Origin of the sequence: Pantoea sp. B566 (genome assembly GCF_024793925.1) — a bacterium.
GTDB classification, from domain to species: domain Bacteria; phylum Pseudomonadota; class Gammaproteobacteria; order Enterobacterales; family Enterobacteriaceae; genus Pantoea; species Pantoea ananatis.
The window spans coordinates 742,066-763,337 of sequence record NZ_JANUQL010000003.1; the positions used below are offsets into that span (position 1 = coordinate 742,066).

Consider the following 21,272-nt stretch of genomic DNA (forward strand, 5'->3'; position numbering starts at 1 on the left):
CTTTCGTTATCAATCAGGCGGCAGCGCCGGCCACACGTTTTTCACGGTTAAGTGACTGCAACGCCGAAACGTCAACAATCAGCGCCACGCTGCCATCGCCGAGGATGGTGGCGGCTGAAATCCCTGGTACTTTGCGATAGTTGCTTTCCAGGTTTTTAACAACAACCTGATGCTGACCAATTAACTGGTCTACCAACAGGGCGTAGCGTTTGCCCGCGCTTTGCAAAATGACCACGATGCCCTGTGTCGCTTCTGTTTTGGCATCTTTCACATCAAAGACGTTCCACAGTTCAACCAGCGGCAGATATTCGCCACGGACTTCCAGAACACATTCGCCACCCGCCAGCGGTTTCAACTCTTCTGCGCGAGGCTGTAATGATTCCATCACCGCATTCAGCGGCAGAATAAAGACTTCATCCGCGACGCGTACAGACATGCCATCAAGGATCGCCAGCGTCAGCGGCAGCAGGATACGGATTGTGGTGCCTTTGCCCTGTTTAGAGGCAATTTCGACATGACCACCCATTTCCTGGATATTCCGTTTCACAACGTCCATGCCCACGCCGCGGCCGGACACGTCCGTGACCTGTTCTGCGGTGGAGAAGCCTGGCGCGAAAATCAACATGCCGACTTCTTCATCGCTCATGTTTTCATGAACCGGTAGACCGGATGACAGTGCTTTAGCAAGAATACGCTCACGGTTCAGGCCCGCACCGTCATCGGAGACTTCGATACAGATGTTGCCGCCCTGATGTTCTGCGGACAGCGTCAGGTTGCCCGTCGCGACTTTTCCTGCGGCAATACGCTTATCAGGCGATTCAATGCCGTGGTCCAGGCTGTTACGCACCAGGTGCGTTAACGGATCGATAATGCGTTCAATCAGGCTCTTATCCAGTTCGGTCGAGCTGCCGAGTAAGGTCAGTTCGACTTCTTTGCCCAGTTTACTGGCCAGATCGCGAACCAGACGCGGGAAGCGGCTGAATACGTATTCCATCGGCATCATACGAATCGACATCACCGACTCTTGCAGGTCACGCGCATTACGCTCCAGCTGGCCCATGCTGTTCAGCAACTCGCCGTGCGCCACCGGATCCAGTTCGCCAGAGCGCTGTGCCAGCATTGACTGCGTGATTACCAGCTCACCCACCAGGTTAATCAGCTGATCGACCTTCTCAACGGCAACACGGATGCTGCTGGATTCGCTGGTCTTCGCCGGTGCGGCAACGCGCTTGCTTTCGCGTTTGGCTGCGGCAACGGGCAATTCGGTAACGGTCGCGGTCTGTACTTCGGCCACCTCAGGCTCAGCGGCGCGCGCTGTCTCGGCTGGGGCTGCGTCGCCCTCCTCCGGGAAGCGAATCTGGGATTCATCAATCACAAAACAGAGCACGGCGACGATATCGTCTTTGCCAACGCCCGTAATGTGGCACTCAAGCGAGTTGCTGCCTTTCTTGACATCGCTGATTGTGCCGAGGTTACCCAGCTCTTCCAGCATCAAATCAATGTCTTTTTCTTTCAGATCGACCAGTTGCAGATGAACGCCGTCGGCGCCTGCTTGCGCGGACTCTGCCTGACTGACCGGTGCATCAAGGGCAACCACCACCGGCGCTTCAACCGGCAGACCTTTAGCCTCTAACGCCAGCTGGCGTAATGCTTCACAGATATACTTGAAGCTTTCCGCGTTAGGCTCTTGCGCGGTTTTATAAGCATCGAGCTGTTCCTGCATAATATCTTTAGTTTCCAAAAACAGATTGATGATGTCGGTGCTGAGCTGCATTTCGCCGCGACGAGCACCATCCAGAATGTTTTCCAGGATATGGGTTGTTTCCTGTAAAACCGTAAAACCAAAGGTTCCTGCCCCACCTTTAATGGAGTGGGCGGCGCGGAAGATGGCGTTAAGCTGTTCAGAGTCAGGTTCCTGGGGATCGAGTCCCAACAGGTGTTGCTCCATATCCGCTAACAGCTCATCGGCTTCATCAAAAAACGTCTGGTAAAAATCGCTGATGTCCATGCTCACGGGAATCACCTCTGCTGTGAGGGGGCTGCTGTAGTGACCGCACCAGCCGACGAAGCTGACGGCGCGGAGGTTGTTTTAACCGCACCAGCCGATGACGCTGGCGGTGCAGAGGTTACTGTTATCACCGTACCCGTCGATAAGGCTGACGGCGCGGGAGATACGGTTGTTACCGCACCAGTCGAAGACGCTGGTTGTGCGGACGTTGCTGTTTTCACCGCACCCGCTGAAGACGCGGGCTGCGTGGAAGTGCCTGTTTTCACTGTGCCGTTCGCCGGGGCGGACGGCGAAGACGCTGTCGTTTTCATCGCACCGCCTGCCGAGGCGGACGGTGCTGAGGTTGCGGTTTTCACTGCACCCGCTTTATCTGCTGCTGTACCGATGGAGGCTGAAGGTTCGGTAACTTTCTCAAACGCAGCCGGATCGCTAACCTGCACGGCATCACTTTCAGCATTCTCTTTTTCAATGGCGGCTTCGGTATCGTGGTTCAACACCAGCAAACTAATACGGCGGTTCACGGCATCATCCCCCCCGCGGTTTTTCAGTTTCATCGTGTCAGCCATGCCGACAATACGAAGAATCTTTCCACCATCCAGCCCGCCAATCACCAGTTCCCGACGTGACGCATTGGCGCGGTCAGCAGAGAGCTCCCAGTTGCTGTAGCCTTTATCACCACCGGCGTACTGAATATCATCCGTATGCCCCGCGATACTGATTCGGTTTGGGATGTCGTTCAGAACCGGGGCAATCGCGCGCAAAATGTCGCGCATATAAGGTTCAACTTCTGCGCTGCCGGTTTTAAACATTGGGCGATTCTGACTGTCGATAATCTGAATACGCAGTCCCTCTTCCACCATGTTGATGATCAAATGCGGACGCAGTGCTTTCAGGCGCGGGTCGGCTTCAATCAGCTGATCGAGCTTTTCACGTAACCGGTTGAGGCGAATCTCATCCAGCTTGCGTTTCTGCGCATCCATATCCACAACCTTCTTAACTTCACCCTCTTTCTTCGTTGGGTCGTCACCGCCACCCGGGATAGGGCTGCTGCTGTCGCTGCTGCGTTGTCCACCCGTCAGCGCCACTTTTAAGGGCGTCTGAAAATATTCCGCTATCTGAATCAACTGCTGTGGGCTGGCGATCGACAGCAGCCACATCACCATAAAAAATGCCATCATCGCCGTCATGAAGTCGGCATAAGCGATTTTCCATGAACCATGCCCTCCTTCATGTTTCTTATGTTTGCGCTTTCTAATCAGCACAATTGGGCGATTGCCATGTTTCATGAGGTCTGATCCGAAGTCTGTTTAGCCGGGTTCTTCGCGTTGCGTACGTGCTCTTCCAGTTCACTGAACGAAGGACGCTCGGCGGAGTAAAGCGTTTTACGGCCAAACTCGACGGCGATTTGTGGCGCATAGCCGTTCAGGCTTGAAAGCAGCGTCACTTTTACGCACTGCATCATCTTGGTTGTTTCTGCACATTTCTGACGTAACACTGACGCCAGCGGCGAAATAAAACCGTATGCCAGTAAAATCCCGAGGAAGGTTCCCACCATTGCATGGGCAACCAGCGCACCTAACTCTGCGGCTGGGCGGTCGGCTGACGCCAGGGCATGCACTACGCCCATCACCGCGGCGACGATACCGAAAGCCGGCAGGCCATCGCCCACTGCTGCGATACTTTGCGCAGGAACTTCACACTCGTGTTCGTAGGTTTCAATCTCTTCATCCATCAATGCTTCGATTTCGAAGGCATTCATGTTGCCACTGACCATAAGGCGTAAATAGTCAGTGATGAAATCTACTAACTGTTTATCGGCTAAGATGCGGGGATAATTAGCAAAAATTTCGCTCTGAGCGGGATCTTCAATATCGCGCTCCAGCGACAACATGCCTTGCTGGCGTGATTTCGCCATCAGGCGATACAGCAGCGCCATCAAATCCATATAGACCGCTTTGTTGTATTTCGAGCCACGAAACAGGAGCGGCAGGGCCTTCAGGGTCTTCTTGATCGATTTACCGTTGTTGCCCACCAAAAACGCACCGACGCCCGCCCCGGCGATCATCAGCAGTTCTGCAGGCTGGTAAAGCGCGCCAAGATGGCCGCCCACTAAAGCGTATCCGCCCAACACGGAACCTAATACAACGATGTAACCTAAAATTATCAGCACAAAAAATCCTTACGTCCGTAACGTGTTGGTCGACGTTAAGCCAGAAACCCAGGTGATGTTCACCACGTGGAGGCAAAAAAAAAGCAGCGGGATTAACCGCTGCTGGATGACTTCCACATTGCGAACAAATTTAAACGGCGTGTTTAACCTGTTCATCCAGCAGTTGTGGAAAGATATCGGCAGTATCTGCAGAAAGTTTACGTCTTTTTACGGCACGTGATGGTGGCTGGCACAGGCTGCAGACAAAGCTGCCAACAGGCTGATGTGCATGATTAATAAAGCTGCCGTTGCAGCTTTTACAATCCGATAATTCCAGCATACCGCTTTCGACGAATCGCACCAGGGTCCAGGCGCGTGTCAGCGCCAACAGCGGGCCCTCGTCCGATTGCGGGCACTGCTCAAGATAGAGGCGATAGGCTTTGATTACCGCATCAATACCTTTGCTCAAACCGGTTTTCAGTAAGAAAGTCCAGGCGTTACAGAACATGGAAGCATGAATATTTTGTTCCCACGTCATGAACCAGTCAGTAGAGAAAGGCAACATGCCTTTAGGTGGTGGACTACCACGCAACTCTTTATACAGTTTAATCAGGCGACCGCGGCTCAGCTGCGTTTCGCTTTCCAGCATTTGTAACCGCGCACCCAGGGTAATCAGCTCCATGGCGAGCTGAATATCGCGCGCTTCCTGAACAATACTTTTTTCACCCATTATACCGCCCTCTTTTTAGTAGGCGCGGCGTCTTTAGACGCGCTGCGTAATAAACGGCTGGATAACAAAATCCCGGTGTGGATCTGTTGCAAATCATCCACGCGAGATTCCTGCGTCAGGCGATTAATAACGGTGCTATCGGTAAAACGAAACTGACACACAAGTTGATTGGTCTCAGCTAATTTTACCATTTCAGGTAAGGTTAATTCTGACAACGCATCTGCCATCTTTTCATCGATCCCGAGGCGAAACATTGCCGAAGCTTTTTCCTGGTTAATTAATCGCTGCGCGAGCAGTAAATATGACAAGTTGATATCGTAAATATGTTTTAGTAATTCAGATGTACCCATTTTTCCATCCTGAGAGACGCGACGTAACTTACCGCAGATAACATCTCTGCGTATCGAGCTGCTGGTTGGTAAATCTAAAGATGGCAAAAATAATTAAACATAAAAGGCAAATGGTTCTGAGTGCTGCTTCTTTTTACGACCCTGTGTTTTGGGTCAGAAGTCAATTTTTTCAGTCCACCTTATTCTTAAGTCTTCAACCTTCTTCCGTGAGGCCTTCATACATTTTTTAAGACTAATCCGAAAACAAGGCAAATCTATATCGTCTGATCCTCACATACAACGACAGTTCAGTGAAATTTTGGATAAAGTGTGACACAGGTCACACTTTTGAGCCTTTTTTCTTCAGAAATACTTTACGATCACATTTTAGCTGTATGTTTTTTGAGCGAAATTACGTTTTTTTTGTAGGGATTTGTCCTAACCAGGACTTAATTAGCAACAAAACCGCCGCAAAAGCCAAATCAGACCGTTGAGGTCAGGTTTATGTTCACGAATGCAATTTGTACCCTATTTAGAACCATTCAAAACCATAAAAGCAGTGGAATGTGCTGCCAGCAGAAACAATTATTTGTTTTTAAATTAGTCAGTTAGCGTTTTACTGCAGAGTAAGGGGCAACAGCCATGTCCGGCAGGCGATGGGGATTAGGCGCGTTCTGGCAATCCGTTGTAAAGGGTGACAGCAAGGTGTTTAGAGTGTGATCGTCCATGTAACAAGGAGTTACATTAATAACGTGAATGAATTGCAGGCAAGATAGATTTGTGCACTAAGAGTATCGGCCCGGATCGCCAAAACTTTAGCTTAACCAGGTAAAAATAGTGTTATGACATTTTAATGGGTCATTTTGACAGCAAAAGTGCCGGAATAGTGTCCTGCCGCGGTACGGGACCGCCTTTGAGTTAAGGGTAACTGATTAAAACATAAGGAGAGTTTGCAGACGGCAAGCGAGGGTCAAATACGACAAACAGCAAGCCATCCCTGGCTTGCTGCGGCATCAGGCGAGTTTTGGAAATGTGGCCACTTTATTCGCCATTCCATGATCGGCGCTACGTGGCGCAATCTTTTCGAGATCGCGTAGGAAGCTTTCGCGCCATGCGGTGATGTCGTTCTTACGCAGAACGGCCATCATATCGTTATAGCGAGAAATTCTTTCCGTGCGCGGCATAGTAATGGCCTTGTCCAGCGCAGCGGCCACCTCATCCCGGTCATAGGGATTCACGATCAATGCCGAGGTCAGCTCATTCGCCGCACCGGCAAAGCGGGACAGTACCAGTACGCCCGGATCATCCGGGTCCTGTGCCGCAACATACTCTTTCGCAACCAGGTTCATCCCATCACGTAACGGCGTCACCAGCCCCACGTCGGTCAGACGGAAGATTTTCATCAACAGACGACGGTCAAAGTGCTGGTTAAGGTAGTACAGCGGCGTCCAGCCCAGTGTCCCGTATTTACCGTTAATGCGCCCTGCTTCCGTTTCAAGCTGATGACGAATATCCTGGTAAGCCTGCACATCACCGCGTGACGTGGGCGCAATCTGGGAATAGCGAATTTTGCCGTGATGCTGAGGGAAGTTTTCCAGCAGCGCCTCATAAGCCAGGAAACGTTCTGGTAACCCCTTGGAGTAGTCCAGACGCTCACAGGCGATGATGTTGCGGGCATCGCCCAGCTCTTTTTTCATCGCGGCCATCTTCGGTGGCAACGGCCCTTCAGCCATCTCTTTAATGCTGTCGGGTTCAATCCCTATCGGGTAGACCTCTGTCATAAAGGTATTGCCATAGGCGCGGTGTTTCTTGTCACCCTTATTCTGCAACTGGGTCAACTGGCTGACACTATCGAGGAAAGCCACACGATCTGATTCTGTCTGGAAGCCTAGCAGATCGTATTCGCACAGCATCTCCAGCAGTTCCTTATGAGGAGGCAGCGCGTTGAAAATTTCCGGCGTAGGGAAAGGAATATGCAAGAAGAAGCCGATACGGTTGTTAATGCCAGCCCGACGCAATGCAGCGGCGAAAGGTAAAAAGTGGTAATCGTGGATCCACAGAATGTCATCCGGCTTAATCAGCGGCTTTAATCGCTGCGCGACCGCATCATTGACCTCACAGTAGCCTTCCCAGGCTTCGCGCTGGAACTGAACTAAGTCTAACCGGTAGTGAAAGGCGGGCCAGATAACGGTGTTTGAAAACTGGCAGTAGTAAAGATCGTATTCGTTCTGGCTCAGAGGGAAAGAGGCATATTCAATACCGTCATGTTCCATTACCGATACCGGATTTTCTTCTTCACCTGAAAACTCACTGATCTCACCGTTCCAGCCAAACCAGAGTCCGCCCGTGCTCTTCAGCGCGTCCAGAATGCCGACGGCCAGGCCGCCAGCACCGGTTTTGTTCCCATTTGGCATGGCGATACGGTTAGATACAACCACTAAACGACTCATAACCTACACTCCTTACCAATGTTGTCTTGCTCTAATTGTAATCGTGTTGTTTCAAGCCAGGCATAGACATCCGTAACGTCATGTAAACGATAATGCGCCTGACTGGGGCCTTCCCCCACTTTTATAGAGATTCCCTGCAGGGCATTCACCGCAGCGAATCCTTTCTCATCGGTCAGGTCATCCCCGATAAACACCGGGATACGGCCTGAGAATGGGGCTTCCTGCATAAATTTATGGACGGCTGCGCCTTTATCAATCCCGGTGGGTTTGATTTCTACAACGCATTTGCCGGGTTGCAGCGCAAGACCGTTAAAACGCGCCACCGCAGCCTGAGCCAGTTGCATAACATCCTGTTCGTGCTGCGGCGCGCGACGGTAATGAAGCGCGAAAGCCATGCCTTTAGCTTCCAACTGCGTACCCGGCCACTGCTCCATCGCCTCCTCAAGCAGGCGTTTGAGCGGACGTTCAACATCATCTGGCAAAGTCACCCGATGCAGTTCGCCTGTCGCATCGCGCCGTTCAGCACCATGCACGCCTGCTGCCGGTGCCCGCAGAGGCGCCGCCAGCGCATCCAGTTGTTCGACAGGTCGGCCAGAAACCAGCGCCAGTGCGCCATGGCATAACGATGAGAGCCGTTGCAGTTCTGCGACGACATTTTCTGGAATGAATACAGCATCGGGCTGGGACTGAATCGCTGCCAGCGTGCCATCGACATCAAAAAAGAAGGCATACAGACCGCCGCTCAATGACGGAAATGAGGCATCACTATCTGCCATCTGGGTCACGTGTCTTCTCCTGTAAATAGGTTCATCATCAGGACATCACAGCAGAGGACGTTTCAGCAAGAGGTTGGCTCAAGGCCATGTGAAGTAAGGAGACTGCGTGGTAAAACCCTGCAATTCAACAACCCTTTTTCAAAAAACAAATGTGTTTTGATGCTGATAAATCCGCTGGCTGCTATTGTCGCCCCATAAAGTGTAGTCGCTAAATTTCGTTCTGCCAGGAATATGCATTTCCTGTGCCAGCCGTCTCGCTTTCCAATGCCCTGGACTGGCCCGGACCGATCCCTGAGCGCATACCGTCTTTTTATCAAGCGCTCAACAGTGAAATAAAAGTGTAATAAATGGCCCTGTTTAAGGTTTTCTTAATCTTTAATCAGCAGACTGTTTAAAATTATTGTCAACTCATTCGCGCGTACACGGATGGGCGGTATTTTGTTGGTTTCATGAACGCTTTTTAATCGGTGATAATAGTAATTAATGACTTTCCATCCGTCCTGGATTAATAATTCCTTTCCGTATGAAATCATTTTTTGGGCGTCGCTTTCCCCTATTACTGATTACGTCCTTTTGGCAATGCGGCATTTTATGTTTTGCTATATCGCGACAGCTTTATTGCCCTGGCAAGGTTTTCGTCATACGGCGTTGCCATTCGTCTGAATGTGGCATTGCGTCAGGCAGTCTCTCAGCGTTATCGCGGCATTCGGTAAAGGTTACGCGTCGTTTGCCATCGATTAATAGGGTGAGATTCCCTGACGCAATAGGCGTTTACGTTGCTTTCGGTCACAATAGCCGGGGCGCTTGTCCTGTTCACCCCCGCGATGGGGACTCAAACACGCTTTATCTGCCTTTCTCACTGCCAGCGCCGATTCGTAAAGGGTTTCAGAACTTATGAAAATATTGATTGTTGAAGACGATGCCCTGCTACTTCAGGGGCTGGTACTGGCGCTGGAAGGTGCAGGCTACGTGTGCGATGGTGTTTCAACGGTCCGTTCTGCCGAAGCCCACCTTGCCAGCGGACTTTACAGCCTGGTGCTGCTGGATATCGGCCTGCCGGACGAAGACGGCCTGCATTTACTGCAACGCCTGCGTCGTCAAAAGCAGATGCAGCCCGTTTTAATCCTGACCGCACGCGATACCATTGAAGAGCGCATAGCCGGACTCGATGCCGGCGCTGATGACTATTTGATTAAGCCTTTTGCGCTGGATGAGTTGCTGGCACGGATTCGCGCGCTGATCAGGCGTCACGTCAACCAGGGCGATTCCCGCCTCGAAGTGGGTAATCTGTCACTGGATATGACCCACCGCCAGATTCATCTGGATGACGTGCTGCTCGACCTGACGCCCAAAGAGTTTTCCATTCTATCCCGGTTGATGTTGAAAGCAGGCCATCCGGTTCACCGTGAGTTGCTGTATCAGGACATCTACAACTTTGATAATGAGCCCTCCACCAATACGCTGGAAGTCCATATTCATAACCTGCGCGACAAGGTGGGCAAAGCCACGATCCGAACGGTTCGCGGTTTTGGCTATGCCTTATCTCAGCCGCGCGCAGAAAACGAGTCATCACCCGAATGAATCCCTACCGTTCTGGCAATACCATGCGTTTCCGGCTGATGCTCACGATTGGCATGATCATGCTGTTTTTTCAGTTGATCAGCGTGGCCTGGCTCTGGCATGAGAGTAAAGAGCAGGTGCAGTTTTTGGTGGAAGCCAACCTGCTTAACCGCAACATGGATAAGCACGTGGATAAAGAGGTCCGTGAAGCCATCCTGAGCCTGGCGCTGCCCAGCCTGGTCATGATTAGCCTGACGCTACTGCTGTGCTATCAGGCGGTAAGATGGATCACTCGCCCGCTTTATCAACTGCAGCATGAGCTGGAAAGCCGGAGTGAGGTGAACCTCGAGCCGATTATCTTTGAAGGCTCCGTTCAGGAGATTGATGCCGTCACGCAGTCCATTAACCGACTTGTTGCGCGGTTGACCGCCAGTCTTGAACGCGAACGCCTCTTTACTGCCGATGTTGCTCATGAACTGCGTACGCCGCTCGCTGGGCTGCGTTTACATCTTGAACTGTTACAGCGCAACCAGGCCGTCGATACACAACCGTTATTACAGCGGCTTGATCAGATGTCTGGCAATGTCTCTCAACTGTTGCAACTCACGCGTGCAGGTCAGCAGTTCACCTCTGGCAGTTATCAGAATGTTGAGATAGTAGAGGAAGTCATCCTGCCGATGGAGGCTGAGTTGAGTGCAATGCTGGAGACGCGCGAGCAGACTCTGACCCTGGAGGTCGAGGACATGTTCCGGGTGAAGGGCGATGCCATCTTGCTGAGAATGCTACTGCGTAACCTGGTAGAGAATGCTCATCGCTACAGTCCATCGGGCGGAAACATTACGGTGCGCATTGAGGCAACAGCCGGGCTGTCGCTCATCATTGAGGATGAAGGGAACGGCATTGATGAAAGTATGCGCGGTGAACTGAGTAAAGCCTTTGTACGCATGGATACCGGCTACGGCGGCATTGGCCTGGGGTTGAGCATTGTCAGCCGGATTGTCCAGCTCCATGGCGGACAATTCCTGCTGGAAAATCGCCCAGATCGTTCAGGCTGCAGCGCCAGGGTAAACTTTGCTACTGCGTGATTTAGCCGTTGAACCAGCAGACCAGAAACGCAATCACTGTGCCGGAGGCAATAAGCACGGCAAGATATTCGCTGAGGCTGCGAGACGGAACAGAACTGACGGATACGGTGGGGGTTTTCATCGATCTCTCCAGTGATGTTTTATGCAGTATCGCTTCCTTATATTAAGGAAACATTAACCTGCCGCGCCTTCAGGCTGCCCGCCAGGCGCAGGCGATCGATCCCTGCTACGCTAAATCATTCATCTCACGCCATGCCATCACCCCGCTAAAACCTGGCAACGGCCTGAAATGCCTTGTGTGACGTTGAAAACGATCGATCTCATCCCCACCTCTTTCCTTCAGACCAGACAGGAGTAATTTTATGGCTATCCAATATGCAGTGATCGCAGGCGGCTGTTTCTGGTGTACAGAAGCGGTCTTTAAAGATGTGATCGGCGTTGAGTCAGTGGAAAGTGGTTATACCGGCGGTGCGCGCCCTAATCCCACCTATGAGCAGGTGTGCAGCGGCGCAACCGGTCATGCCGAAGCCATTCGTATTGGTTTTGATCCTGAAAAGATCAGCTATGGCGATTTGCTGGACATCAGCTTTGCGACCCACGATCCGACCCAGCTCAATCGTCAGGGCAATGACATCGGTACACAGTATCGTTCCGCGATTTTTGTTGAGACGCCGGAGCAGGAAGCCGAAGCCAAAGCGGCCATCGCGCGTGCCCAACAGGATCATGCTGAGCCTGTTGTGACCACCATTGAACCGTTAAAAGCCTGGTATCCCGCTGAAGGTTATCATCAGGATTACTGGGAAGGCGCCGGTCAGCGAAACGGTTACTGCATGGCGGTGATTCCCCCCAAACTGCAAAAGCTGCGCAAGAGTTTTGCCAACCGCGTAAAAAGCGCGCAGTAAGCTCAGGCAACCCAGCGAATCTCCCCTTCTGTTACGCTGTGCAATATCGCGTTTTTGGCGCCAAAAAACCGCGATTTGCGCAGCCTTAACGCGATTCGTTCAGAGCTTAAGCGAATAGAAAAAAAGAGAAAAATAGTGCTTGACCGTTTCAGGCCGACTCCCTATAGTAGCGCCCCGTTGACCCAGCGCGGTCAGCAACAATTTGCGGTGAGGTGTCCGAGTGGCTGAAGGAGCACGCCTGGAAAGTGTGTATACGGCAACGTATCGGGGGTTCGAATCCCCCTCTCACCGCCATCTTCAAAGAAGAGCCTGAACTCACGTTCAGGCTTTTTTTTACATATTCTCCGCCGAGGGGGATGAGAAGCCCCGACCGGGGTTCGACAAAACGGCCCGCCGTTTTGCATGGCCGCAGGCCACCCGAAGGGCGAGCGCAGCGAGTGAATCCCCCTTTCACCGCCACATTCAAAGAAGAGTCCAGACTAACCTCTGGACTTTTTTTTGCATATTCTGCGCTGAGGGGGATGAGAAGCCCTGACCGGGGTTCGACAAAACGGCCCGCCGTTTTGCATGGCCGCAGGCCACCCGCAGGGCGAGCGCAGCGAGTGAATCCCCCTCTCACCGCCACATTCAAAGAAGAGTCCAGACTAATCTCTGGACTTTTTTTTTGCATATTCTGCGCCGAGGGGGATGAGAAGCCCCGACCGGGGTTCGACAAAACGGCCCGCCGTTTTGCATGGCCGCAAGGCCACCCGAAGGGCGAGCGCAGCGAGTGAATCCCCCTCTCACCGCCATCTTCAAAGAAGAGCCTGAACTCACGTTCAGGCTTTTTTTTACATATTCTCCGCCGAGGGGGATGAGAAGCCCCGACCGGGGTTCGGCGTCTAGATACCTTGATGCTTAGAGGTAAAGAGTTCAGGGCCGTTATCGCGAAGGAGTTGTAGCATCCGCATCACCGGTGGGCTCGGTGTGATTTCACCTCGCTCCCATTTCGATACGCTATCGACCGTCATGCCAAATGAGAGCGCCACAAGCGATTGCGACATTCCCCAACGCATGCGCACGTCTTTGATTTCAGTTGCTGTCATGGGCTTTACTGATGCAATACGGGCACGGAGTTCACGATTTTTTGCGCGCTTTGCTATGGACTCCACTTCTTTATCTGTTGCCAGTCCTAACGCGTGAAACGCTTTCGCATCTTCAAGTAGTTCACTCAATTCGGCGGGTTCAGTTTTCATTACATTTAACCTCTCTGACCATTCCGCTTCTGACGAGCAGGCTCATCACTTCACTATTTACACGGAAAAACATTCTTGCCACATCCCTGTAGGTATCCAGCTGATCTTCATCGATTTCTTTAGCGTATTTCCTCGACAAGTTTTTAACCCATCCATCGTAATAAACCAGGTTGGTGCCTTGTCTGAAGAAGATGACCGTTCGCGCGCCGCCACGCTTGCCTTGGTGAAGAGCAAGACGCTTTTTAATAACGCCACCGCCTAAGTCAGCCTCAAACACGCCAGTAAAAACGTCACCTGCTGCGTAACACAGGACGCTGTCTGTCAGACGCGTTTTTTTAAACACTCTGTCAAAACGTTTATGAACATAAAGCGTAAAACCCATGAAAAGTCCCTTTTCGTTATGGCGAGAATTATAGTAATGATTACTACACTTCACAAGCCAAAGGCCCCTGGTCTTACGTCCAAATGGATCTAAAGCTATTTGTAAAAAAGCAAGAAATCCAATCGGTGCGCATCGCCATTACCGCTGGCCATGAATAACACCCGCCCACACTATCAGCGATTCAGATTCCCCACTCACCTGTTCACGCCTTGCGTACGCGAAGTGCGAGCCGCTCCCCAAAAAATTACGCGCTACGAAATGTATCCCCTACCAATACAAAAGGCCTGCCGGTGTACCCGGCAGGCCCTTTAACACATTCACCCGTTACTTTTTATCCAGCGACCATGTCGCGCTGCGGACATCGACCTTCACCGGCAATAAACCGATTTGTGTAAATTTATCTGCCAGTGCCTGCTGCTCTTTGAAAACATCCGGCGTCATGCGCTCGGCCCCTAAGGGCATTCTTGCCAGCGCGCGCTGCCAGATAGGTTCGGGCAGGCCAGTCGAGCCAGACAGAATTTTCGCGGCTTCGCCCTGGTTTTTATTGGCCCAGCTGCTCAGCTTTTGCAGCTCTGAAAGAACCTCTTTGGCCTGGTCTGGATGACCTTCCGCAAATTTGCGGCTGGCCAGATAAAAGGTGTAGTGCGGTACCAGCCCCTCGGCATTTTTAAGCAGCCGCGCGCCGGCGGTGGTTTCTACTTCCGCCAGGTAAGGGTCCCAGATGACCCATGCATCTACAGCGCCTCGCTGGAAAGCCGCTCGCGCATCAGCAGGAGGAAGATAAACCGGCGTGATATCCTTGTATTTTAGCCCCGCCTGCTCAAGGGCTGATACCAGAAGATAATTCACATCCGATCCCTTGTTCAGGGCGACGCGCTTGCCTTTTAAATCCTTGACACTTTTTATCGTCGAATCCGCAGGCACCACTATGGCTTCGGTTTGTGGATTTGCCGGTGAATGGCCCAGATAAACCAGGTCAGCCTGCGCGGCTTGCGCAAAAGTTGGCGGCGCATCACCCGTTGCGGCCAGATCGATGCTGCCTATGTTGAGCCCTTCCAGCATTTGCGGTCCCGCCGGAAATTCCACCCAGTGCACGGCAATCCCCTGCTTTTTGAATTCACTGTCGAGCGTGCCCCGGTATTTCAGTAAGGCAAAAATGTTGGCTTTCTGAAAACCGATATTCACTACCCTGGGTTTCTCTTCTGCGTGTGCCGTCACGATGCTGCTAATGTGCGCGACCGCAAGCAGTGCGCTGAATATGATTTTTTTCATGTCTCTTTCCTGAGTGGTGTTGTCGTCAGCGCAACATAGCAAACCAGGCCTCAACGCCTTAATGCGTAAAACTTCTATCTTTAGTCATAAAACGTCATTGCGACCACACCGCGTCACGTACGTTAATCGCGCGGGGAAACAGGCCCAGCGCGTAGAAACGATCCGCGATTCTTTGCTGCTCACGAATGATCGCCAGATTCATTGGTTGCGTCTGGTGGCTCCGCCGGGCCAGCGCCAGGCGCAGCGCGCGATCAGACATCCCCAGCTCCCCGGCCAGCAGCCCGGCGGCCTCTTTAGGATGGGCATCAATGTAGCGCCCCGTCTGCTCCAGCGCAGTTACCAGTATTTCTAATAGGTCTGGAGACTGGTTCGCGAAGTGGCGATCGGCAAGATAGAACTGATGGTTATTCACCCGCCCTACGCCGTCGGCAATGACCCGGAGCTGTTCCCCTTTTTCTGCCTCGCTCAGCAGAGGATCCCACATCATCCATGCATCAACGGCATTCAGATCGCTGGGCGTGAGCGGGTATTTAGGCGGTGCGTACACAATCCGCACGTCCTCTGGCGTCATCCCCGCCTCATCAAGGATTTGCAGCAGCAGAAAATGCACGTTGGAACCTTTATTTACGGCAATACGTTTGCCTCTTAAGTCTGCCATCTGGTTTATCTGACTGTGCTTAGCCACCAGCAACGCCACGCTCTGTGGCGCGGGCGGCTCCCAGGCAACGTACACCAGAGAACAGTGACTGGCCTGGGCAAATAAAGGCGGTACTTCGCCGGTGGTGCCAAAATCAATTTCCCGATGGCTCAGCGCGTGCAGCAGCTGAGGCCCGGCGGGAAATTCGCTCCACAGGATGCTGACGTTTTGCCCGGCCAACTGCTGTTCAAGCTGCTGGCGCGCTTTGAGGATGCCAAGGTTGCCAAACTTTTGATAACCAATGCGCAACTCGCGCTCCTGCACGCCCGTTGTTGACGCGGTGCAAAGGGTTGACGTCAGGCTGCGACGCGGCTTGATGATGCCGTAATGGCCAAGATGCGTACGCAGGCTGTTACGGCTAATCCCCAGCAACGCCGCGGCCTGTAACTGGTTGCCCTGGCTTAGTTCATAGGCATTTCTCACCAGTGCCTCAATGACGCGGGGATAAAGTGGCGTGTCACTGCACTGGATCTGCTGGCGAATAAAATCATCAAGCGCATCCTGCTTTTGTACCCGCCCCGTGCCCGTCACCGTGCCCAGCCGCAGCTGTTGTGGTTCTACCTGCGGTGTTTCACAGAGCAGCACCGCGTTGTGCAATGTATTTTCCAGTTCCCGTATATTCCCTGGCCAGGAATGGGCCTTGAGCGTTTCCATTGCCTCGTCGCTCAGGCGCAGCTGCGGTCGCCCCAGTCGGCGCGCATAGCTTTGCAGAAAATAGTTAGCCAGAACCGGGATATCCTCACACCGCTGGCGCAGCGGCGGCAAGGCAACGCTGGCGACGTTTAGCCGGTAGTAGAGATCCTCGCGAAACCGCCGCTCGGCTATCGCAGTCGTCAGATCGCGGTTCGTCGCGGCAATCACCCGGACGTCAACCTTTACTGCGCGAGAAGATCCCACGCGGGTAATTTCCCTTTCCTGCAGTACGCGAAGCAGTTTGACCTGAAGGGGCAGGCTCAGCTCGCCGATTTCATCCAGCAGTAACGTCCCGCCCTGCGCGGCCTCAAACCAGCCACGATGACGGTCGGTCGCGCCGGTAAATGCCCCCTTCTCATGACCAAAGAGTTCTGATTCTGCCAGGCTCTCCGTTAGCGCACCGCAGTTCACTGCCATAAAGGGCGCATGGCGGCGCGGGCTGTGATGATGCAGATAGCGCGCCATCACCTCTTTGCCCGTGCCGGTTTCACCAATGATTAATACGGTCGCGTCCGTGGGCGCCAGCTGATCCAGAATATGCCTGAACGCCAGGGAAGCAGGGTCAATTAAATCGGGGCCAGCGTGTTGCATAGCGCGTTCCTGCTGAGTGAGTGAGAGAGCGCTAAAGATATCCCTTGTTGCGGCCAGAAACGAGCCGCTGCCCAGCGTGATTTGCTGCAAATACAGCAGTATCCTTCACACATTGCTGCATTTGCAGCAGTCGCCGCCGCCGCAATAAAAACCTATCTTATTGATATTAAAAAATAAAAAAAACTTAACCTGTTGGCACGTATCCTGCTTAAAGCTATATAACTGAAAATTAATTTTCTAATTGCCAATTTCAAATATCGTTATAAAGGAATCTACTAATGCCTGATACCGCTGAAAAAAACATCAATCTTTTTTGGTTCTTACCGACACATGGTGACGGGCGTTATTTGGGAACTACCCAGGGCGGCAGAGCGGTAGACCTGCCCTATCTGCAACAGGTAGCCCTTGCCGCCGATAATCTGGGTTTCTATGGCGTTTTAATTCCCACCGGAAAAAGCTGCGAAGATGCCTGGCTGGTAGCCTCTGCGCTGGTGCCGATTACCAAACAGCTTCGTTATCTGGTAGCCGTCCGGCCGGGATTGCAGCCACCCAGCCTGGCGGCGCGCATGGCGGCTACGCTGGATCGTCTGTCTGAAGGACGTTTGCTGATCAATGTGGTGACCGGCGGCGATCCGGTTGAAAACAAGGGCGACGGCATTTTTCTCAGCCACGCAGAACGTTATCAGGTCACCCGTGAGTTTCTTGATGTCTATTCCCGCCTGCTTAAAGGAGAGAAAGTGGACTATCACGGGGAACATATTCACGTGGAAGGGGCTGAAATTCTCTTTCCACCGGTACAGGCCGAAGGTCCACCACTTTATTTCGGCGGCTCATCCGATGAAGCGGTTGACGTTGCAGCCCGTCAGGTTGATACCTATCTGACCTGGGGCGAACCCTTAGCGCAGGTTGCCGCTAAACTTGAAGGGGTGCGGAAGCGCGCAGAGGAACGCGGCAGGACGCTTTCCTACGGTATTCGTCTGCACGTCATCGTGCGGGAAACCGAGGAAGAAGCCTGGGCCGCGGCGGATAAGCTGATCGCACATCTGGATGAAGACACCATCGCCGCCGCCCAGAAAATCTTTGCCAGAATGGATTCGACCGGACAGGCTCGCATGAGCGCACTCCACGGTGGCTCGCGTGATGGACTGCGCATCGGTCCCAACTTATGGGCTGGCGTCGGTCTGGTACGCGGCGGCGCGGGTACCGCGTTGGTGGGAAATCCGCAGCAGGTCGCGGAACGGATTCGGGAATACCAGGCGCTGGGCATTGATAACTTTATTCTGTCCGGTTATCCGCATCTCGAAGAAGCACACCGGGTTGCCGATTTGCTGATGCCGCTGTTGCCGCTTTCAACCCCTGCGGGAAATAAACAGCGCACGGTTAATACCGGTCCTTTTGGCGAAACCATCGGAGGCGACCGTCGTCCCGAAAAACAGGCCAGTGCAAGCTAATCAGAGAGGCAGTGTATGTCCGAGCAGCATATTGTCATTGTGGGTGGAGGATTCAGCGGAACGGCGCTGGCCGTTCATCTTGGTCGTCTGGGCGGCGCGGGCCTGCGCGTCACGGTCATCGAACCCCGCGCGCAGTTGGCCCAAGGTGTGGCTTACTCGACCACCGACCCGGCGCATCGCACCAACGTGCCCGCCTCGCGTATGCAACTCGCCGGCGACGAGGAAGGCAGCTTTGAGCGCTGGTTCCGTGCCTCTGCCGCATTTGCCAGGGATGCGGCGGCTGAATGGCACGACGGCACGGTTTTTCCGCAGCGCAGGCAGTTTGGCCAGTGGGTCAGTGAACAGTTTGATGCAGTAAAACAGCATTCTCCTGTTGAGCTGTTGCATGTGCAGGACCGCGCCGTTGCGCTGCGACAAGGTACGGTCAGCACCGCATCCGGTGCGCATCTCGATGCTGATATCGTGGTACTGGCCATCAGCCATCCCGCGCCTCAACTTCCCTCAGCCCTGGCTTCGCTGGCACCTCACCCTGCACTGATTGCCGATCCCTGGCGGGAAGGTGCCCTGTCACAGATTGCGCCTGACGACCGGGTTGCCATTGTGGGTACCGGCTTAACCATGTCAGACATGGTTGCGACCCTGGACCGTCAGGGACATCGCGGGCCAGTCACCGTCTTTTCCCGACGCGGTCAGCTTCCGCGTTCCAGCCTCACTGAGGACAATTTCAGCTGGCATCTTGGTATTGATTTCAGCAAACCTCTGGGCGTTCGCGCATGGCTACGCCGGATCAGACAGGAAATTCGCCAGGCGGCGGCCAGGCACATCCCGTGGCAGGTGGTGTTCGATGAGGTCCGTCACAACGGTCAGGCGATTTGGCAAAGCCTGTCGCTGGATGAACAACGGCGTTTCCTGCGGCATCTGCGGCCATGGTGGGACGTTCACCGTTATCGGATTGCCCCCCAGGTTGGGCAGGTGTTAAAGCACCACCAACGCAGCGGCACACTCAGCGTGCTCGCCGCACGACTGACCGCGGCGGCGGCGTTGCCCTCTGCCGTCAGGCTCAGCCTGCAACCGCGTTCCGGCGGCGTACAGGCGCTGGAGGTGGACAAGATCATCGTCACCACCGGTCCTGCGCATGGCGCGTTGATTGAGCGCGATGCGTTACTCAACCAGCTGGCTCAGGATGGCGTTATTCAGTCCGATCCGCTGGCGCTGGGAATTCATGTCAATGCCCGGTCACAGACGCTAAACCCCCAGGGCCAGGCGAATCCTCATCTGTATGTGGTCGGGCCTGCGGCGCGCGGACGTTTTGGTGAATTAATGGGGCTGCCGCAGGTTGCCACACATGCTGAGGCCGTCGCGCGCCAGTTGCTCAACCTCACTGATGACACGCGTCATGAGCGATGTCCCCTTTCTCTGACTAATTAATTTACCCCCCTTTTTCATCCCAACGAAGTGGGCGGCCCGACAGTGCCGCATCCGCTCAGGAGTTTGCTATGCCTAAACAACGTGAAATCCGCCTTAATGCGTTTGATATGAACTGTGTGGGTCACCAGTCACCTGGCCTGTGGGCGCACCCTCGCGACCGCTCGTGGCAATACAAAGATCTGGAATACTGGACAGATTTGGCGGTCCTGTTGGAACGCGGTAAGTTCGACGGCCTGTTTATCGCCGACGTCTTGGGGATTTACGATGTTTTCAACGGGAATAATGATGCCGCTCTTCGCAGTGCCGCCCAGGTACCGGTCAATGACCCGCTGGCTCTGATTACGCCGATGGCGATGGTGACAAAGCACCTCGGTTTTGGCCTGACCGCATCACTCTCTTTTGAGCATCCCTATCCGTTTGCCCGGCGCATGTCGACGCTGGATCATCTGACCAAAGGTCGGATCGGCTGGAATATTGTTACCTCCTATCTGGAAAGCGGAGCCCGCAATCTGGGACAGGTCAGCCAAACCAGCCACGATGCGCGTTATGACTACGCCGACGAATATCTGCAGGTGGTATACAAGCTGCTGGAAGGCAGTTGGGAGGATGATGCCGTGATACGCGATCGCCAGCGTCATATTTTCAGCGATCCCAATAAGGTGCATCCCATTAATCATCAGGGAACGTTTTTCCAGGTACCGGGCATTCATCTGTGTGAGCCTTCGCCCCAGCGCACGCCTGTGCTGTATCAGGCAGGCGCATCCAGCCGCGGTAAAGCCTTCGCCGCACAACACGCCGAGTGCGTATTTGTTGCCGCGCCGTCTAAAGTGCTGTTGAAGAAAACCGTGGCCGATATACGTCGTCGTGCAGAGGAGGCCGGCCGCGATCCGCGCAGTATTCTGATTTTCAACATGCAAACGGTCATTGTGGGGGAAACCGATAAAGCAGCCCAGGCCAAGTGGCAGGATTACAAACGCTATGTCAGCCATGAAGGCGCACTGGCGCTGATCTCCGGCTGGACCGGCATCGATTTCAGTCAGTACCAACCCGATCAGGTTTTTAAGCATCTGCATACCGATGCCATTCAGTCTGTTGTAGAGAGCTTCTCCACAGCCGATCCGCAGCGTGAATGGACGGTGCAAAACATGGCCGACTGGGTGGGCATTGGCGGCTTTGGTCCCCTGCTGGTGGGCAGCACAGAAACCGTTGCCGATGAACTGCAAAGCTGGGTGGAGGAGACGGACGTGGATGGCTTTAATCTGGCCTATGCCCTCACGCATGAAACCTTTGCTGATGTCGTCGATCTGCTGGTGCCGGAACTGCAAAAACGTGGCGTTTATAAACAGGATTACCAACCCGGTACGCTGCGGGAGAAGCTGTTTGCTAAGGGCGCCCGCCTTGAACATCCTCATCCCGGCGCAGGATATCGACGCACAACCTCGGTATCAGGCCGGGTTGTGCCTGCGGAGGCATCATGAAGGGATTTAACGATCTGTTCGGATAGCCCGTCTGCCGCTGAGCAGACTGACACCAC

At 53.5% G+C, this 21,272-nt stretch carries 17 protein-coding genes, 1 tRNA gene and 3 other RNA genes; 10 read left to right on the forward strand and 11 right to left on the reverse strand.

The annotated features are described in order from the left end of the window. Positions 1-13: 13 nt before the first annotated feature. The 7 genes from cheA to otsB all read right to left on the reverse strand — a co-directional run bounded on the left by cheA (position 14) and on the right by otsB (position 8,451). Positions 14-2,008 (reverse strand): chemotaxis protein CheA, encoded by a 1,995-nt coding sequence (gene cheA, locus NYE92_RS05195; protein WP_014593908.1) that lies wholly within the window; start codon positions 2,006-2,008, stop codon positions 14-16. Between the two features lie 11 nt (positions 2,009-2,019). Beyond that, complete coding sequence (motB, locus tag NYE92_RS05200; protein WP_013026108.1) at positions 2,020-3,294, reverse strand: flagellar motor protein MotB; 1,275 nt, start codon at positions 3,292-3,294, stop codon at positions 2,020-2,022. Further along, positions 3,291-4,178, reverse strand: a complete 888-nt coding sequence (gene motA, locus NYE92_RS05205) for a flagellar motor stator protein MotA (protein ID WP_006120238.1) — start codon at positions 4,176-4,178, stop codon at positions 3,291-3,293. The genes motB and motA overlap by 4 nt, the downstream gene beginning before the upstream one ends. 130 nt (positions 4,179-4,308) lie before the next feature. Next, a complete protein-coding gene (flhC, locus tag NYE92_RS05210) occupies positions 4,309-4,887 on the reverse strand; it encodes a flagellar transcriptional regulator FlhC (protein ID WP_013026109.1) in 579 nt (192 codons plus the stop codon). Then, positions 4,887-5,237, reverse strand: coding sequence for a flagellar transcriptional regulator FlhD (flhD, locus tag NYE92_RS05215; protein ID WP_006120236.1), 351 nt, complete (start codon positions 5,235-5,237; stop codon positions 4,887-4,889). The genes flhC and flhD overlap by 1 nt, the downstream gene beginning before the upstream one ends. A 992-nt stretch (positions 5,238-6,229) precedes the next feature. Then, positions 6,230-7,666 carry an alpha,alpha-trehalose-phosphate synthase gene (gene otsA / locus NYE92_RS05220; protein WP_013026111.1) on the reverse strand — a complete coding sequence of 479 codons (1,437 nt, stop codon included), beginning with the start codon at positions 7,664-7,666 and terminating at the stop codon, positions 6,230-6,232. Further along, positions 7,663-8,451, reverse strand: a complete 789-nt coding sequence (otsB, locus tag NYE92_RS05225) for a trehalose-phosphatase (protein ID WP_024472095.1) — start codon at positions 8,449-8,451, stop codon at positions 7,663-7,665. Before otsB ends, otsA begins: the two co-directional genes overlap by 4 nt. A gap of 885 nt (positions 8,452-9,336) precedes the next feature. On the opposite strand from otsB, the gene pmrA reads away from it, so the two are divergent. From pmrA to NYE92_RS05260, 7 genes are all read left to right on the forward strand, one after another. Further along, positions 9,337-10,023: a two-component system response regulator PmrA gene (pmrA, locus tag NYE92_RS05230; protein WP_014593911.1), complete on the forward strand. Its 687-nt coding sequence runs from the start codon at positions 9,337-9,339 to the stop codon at positions 10,021-10,023. Then, a complete protein-coding gene (gene pmrB / locus NYE92_RS05235) occupies positions 10,020-11,087 on the forward strand; it encodes a two-component system sensor histidine kinase PmrB (protein WP_210456186.1) in 1,068 nt (355 codons plus the stop codon). Before pmrA ends, pmrB begins: the two co-directional genes overlap by 4 nt. A 362-nt stretch (positions 11,088-11,449) precedes the next feature. After that, the gene (gene msrA / locus NYE92_RS05240) at positions 11,450-11,989 is read left to right on the forward strand and encodes a peptide-methionine (S)-S-oxide reductase MsrA (protein WP_014605653.1); all 540 of its coding nucleotides are present in this window, start codon (positions 11,450-11,452) and stop codon (positions 11,987-11,989) included. Between the two features lie 206 nt (positions 11,990-12,195). Then, positions 12,196-12,283: transfer RNA gene (locus NYE92_RS05245), tRNA-Ser, on the forward strand. Positions 12,284-12,324: 41 nt separating this feature from the next. Then, a non-coding RNA gene (locus NYE92_RS05250) (RtT sRNA) lies at positions 12,325-12,448 on the forward strand. 41 nt (positions 12,449-12,489) lie between these two features. Next, a non-coding RNA gene (locus NYE92_RS05255) (RtT sRNA) lies at positions 12,490-12,613 on the forward strand. Between the two features lie 42 nt (positions 12,614-12,655). Next, positions 12,656-12,780, forward strand: a non-coding RNA gene (locus tag NYE92_RS05260) — RtT sRNA. Between the two features lie 90 nt (positions 12,781-12,870). Here NYE92_RS05260 and NYE92_RS05265 read toward each other — a convergent pair. The 4 genes from NYE92_RS05265 to NYE92_RS05280 form a co-directional block, all read right to left on the reverse strand. Next, complete coding sequence (locus NYE92_RS05265) at positions 12,871-13,224, reverse strand: DNA-binding transcriptional regulator (RefSeq protein WP_041930819.1); 354 nt, start codon at positions 13,222-13,224, stop codon at positions 12,871-12,873. After that, a complete protein-coding gene (locus NYE92_RS05270; protein ID WP_041930820.1) occupies positions 13,214-13,606 on the reverse strand; it encodes a type II toxin-antitoxin system RelE/ParE family toxin in 393 nt (130 codons plus the stop codon). The genes NYE92_RS05265 and NYE92_RS05270 overlap by 11 nt, the downstream gene beginning before the upstream one ends. Before the next feature lie 324 nt (positions 13,607-13,930). Next, positions 13,931-14,878 carry a sulfonate ABC transporter substrate-binding protein gene (locus NYE92_RS05275; RefSeq protein WP_014593912.1) on the reverse strand — a complete coding sequence of 316 codons (948 nt, stop codon included), beginning with the start codon at positions 14,876-14,878 and terminating at the stop codon, positions 13,931-13,933. 94 nt (positions 14,879-14,972) lie between these two features. Beyond that, entirely contained in the window at positions 14,973-16,859 is a 1,887-nt protein-coding gene (locus NYE92_RS05280; RefSeq protein WP_164886564.1) for an aliphatic sulfonate ABC transporter substrate-binding protein, read from the reverse strand. A 278-nt stretch (positions 16,860-17,137) separates the two neighbouring features. Here NYE92_RS05280 and ssuD point away from each other — a divergent pair, with 278 nt between their 5' ends. The 3 genes from ssuD to NYE92_RS05295 all read left to right on the forward strand — a co-directional run bounded on the left by ssuD (position 17,138) and on the right by NYE92_RS05295 (position 21,216). Further along, positions 17,138-18,310: an FMNH2-dependent alkanesulfonate monooxygenase gene (gene ssuD, locus NYE92_RS05285; RefSeq protein ID WP_013026120.1), complete on the forward strand. Its 1,173-nt coding sequence runs from the start codon at positions 17,138-17,140 to the stop codon at positions 18,308-18,310. Positions 18,311-18,325: 15 nt separating this feature from the next. Then, positions 18,326-19,738, forward strand: a complete 1,413-nt coding sequence (locus NYE92_RS05290; protein WP_110015180.1) for an FAD/NAD(P)-binding protein — start codon at positions 18,326-18,328, stop codon at positions 19,736-19,738. A 68-nt stretch (positions 19,739-19,806) separates the two neighbouring features. Next, positions 19,807-21,216: an LLM class flavin-dependent oxidoreductase gene (locus NYE92_RS05295; protein WP_013026122.1), complete on the forward strand. Its 1,410-nt coding sequence runs from the start codon at positions 19,807-19,809 to the stop codon at positions 21,214-21,216. Positions 21,217-21,272: the final 56 nt, after the last annotated feature.

Excerpts from the sequence above, each read along its gene's own strand:
- motB (WP_013026108.1), bottom strand. The coding sequence starts at position 3,294 with ATGAAACATGGCAATCGCCCAATTGTGCTGATTAGAAAGCGCAAACAT.
- flhD (WP_006120236.1), bottom strand. The coding sequence starts at position 5,237 with ATGGGTACATCTGAATTACTAAAACATATTTACGATATCAACTTGTCA.
- otsA (WP_013026111.1), bottom strand. The coding sequence starts at position 7,666 with ATGAGTCGTTTAGTGGTTGTATCTAACCGTATCGCCATGCCAAATGGG.
- pmrB (WP_210456186.1), top strand. The coding sequence starts at position 10,020 with ATGAATCCCTACCGTTCTGGCAATACCATGCGTTTCCGGCTGATGCTC.
- NYE92_RS05290 (WP_110015180.1), top strand. The coding sequence starts at position 18,326 with ATGTCCGAGCAGCATATTGTCATTGTGGGTGGAGGATTCAGCGGAACG.
- cheA (WP_014593908.1), bottom strand. The coding sequence starts at position 2,008 with ATGGACATCAGCGATTTTTACCAGACGTTTTTTGATGAAGCCGATGAG.
- NYE92_RS05275 (WP_014593912.1), bottom strand. The coding sequence starts at position 14,878 with ATGAAAAAAATCATATTCAGCGCACTGCTTGCGGTCGCGCACATTAGC.
- NYE92_RS05280 (WP_164886564.1), bottom strand. The coding sequence starts at position 16,859 with ATGCAACACGCTGGCCCCGATTTAATTGACCCTGCTTCCCTGGCGTTC.
- flhC (WP_013026109.1), bottom strand. The coding sequence starts at position 4,887 with ATGGGTGAAAAAAGTATTGTTCAGGAAGCGCGCGATATTCAGCTCGCC.
- pmrA (WP_014593911.1), top strand. The coding sequence starts at position 9,337 with ATGAAAATATTGATTGTTGAAGACGATGCCCTGCTACTTCAGGGGCTG.
- NYE92_RS05265 (WP_041930819.1), bottom strand. The coding sequence starts at position 13,224 with ATGAAAACTGAACCCGCCGAATTGAGTGAACTACTTGAAGATGCGAAA.
- NYE92_RS05295 (WP_013026122.1), top strand. The coding sequence starts at position 19,807 with ATGCCTAAACAACGTGAAATCCGCCTTAATGCGTTTGATATGAACTGT.
- msrA (WP_014605653.1), top strand. The coding sequence starts at position 11,450 with ATGGCTATCCAATATGCAGTGATCGCAGGCGGCTGTTTCTGGTGTACA.
- NYE92_RS05270 (WP_041930820.1), bottom strand. The coding sequence starts at position 13,606 with ATGGGTTTTACGCTTTATGTTCATAAACGTTTTGACAGAGTGTTTAAA.
- ssuD (WP_013026120.1), top strand. The coding sequence starts at position 17,138 with ATGCCTGATACCGCTGAAAAAAACATCAATCTTTTTTGGTTCTTACCG.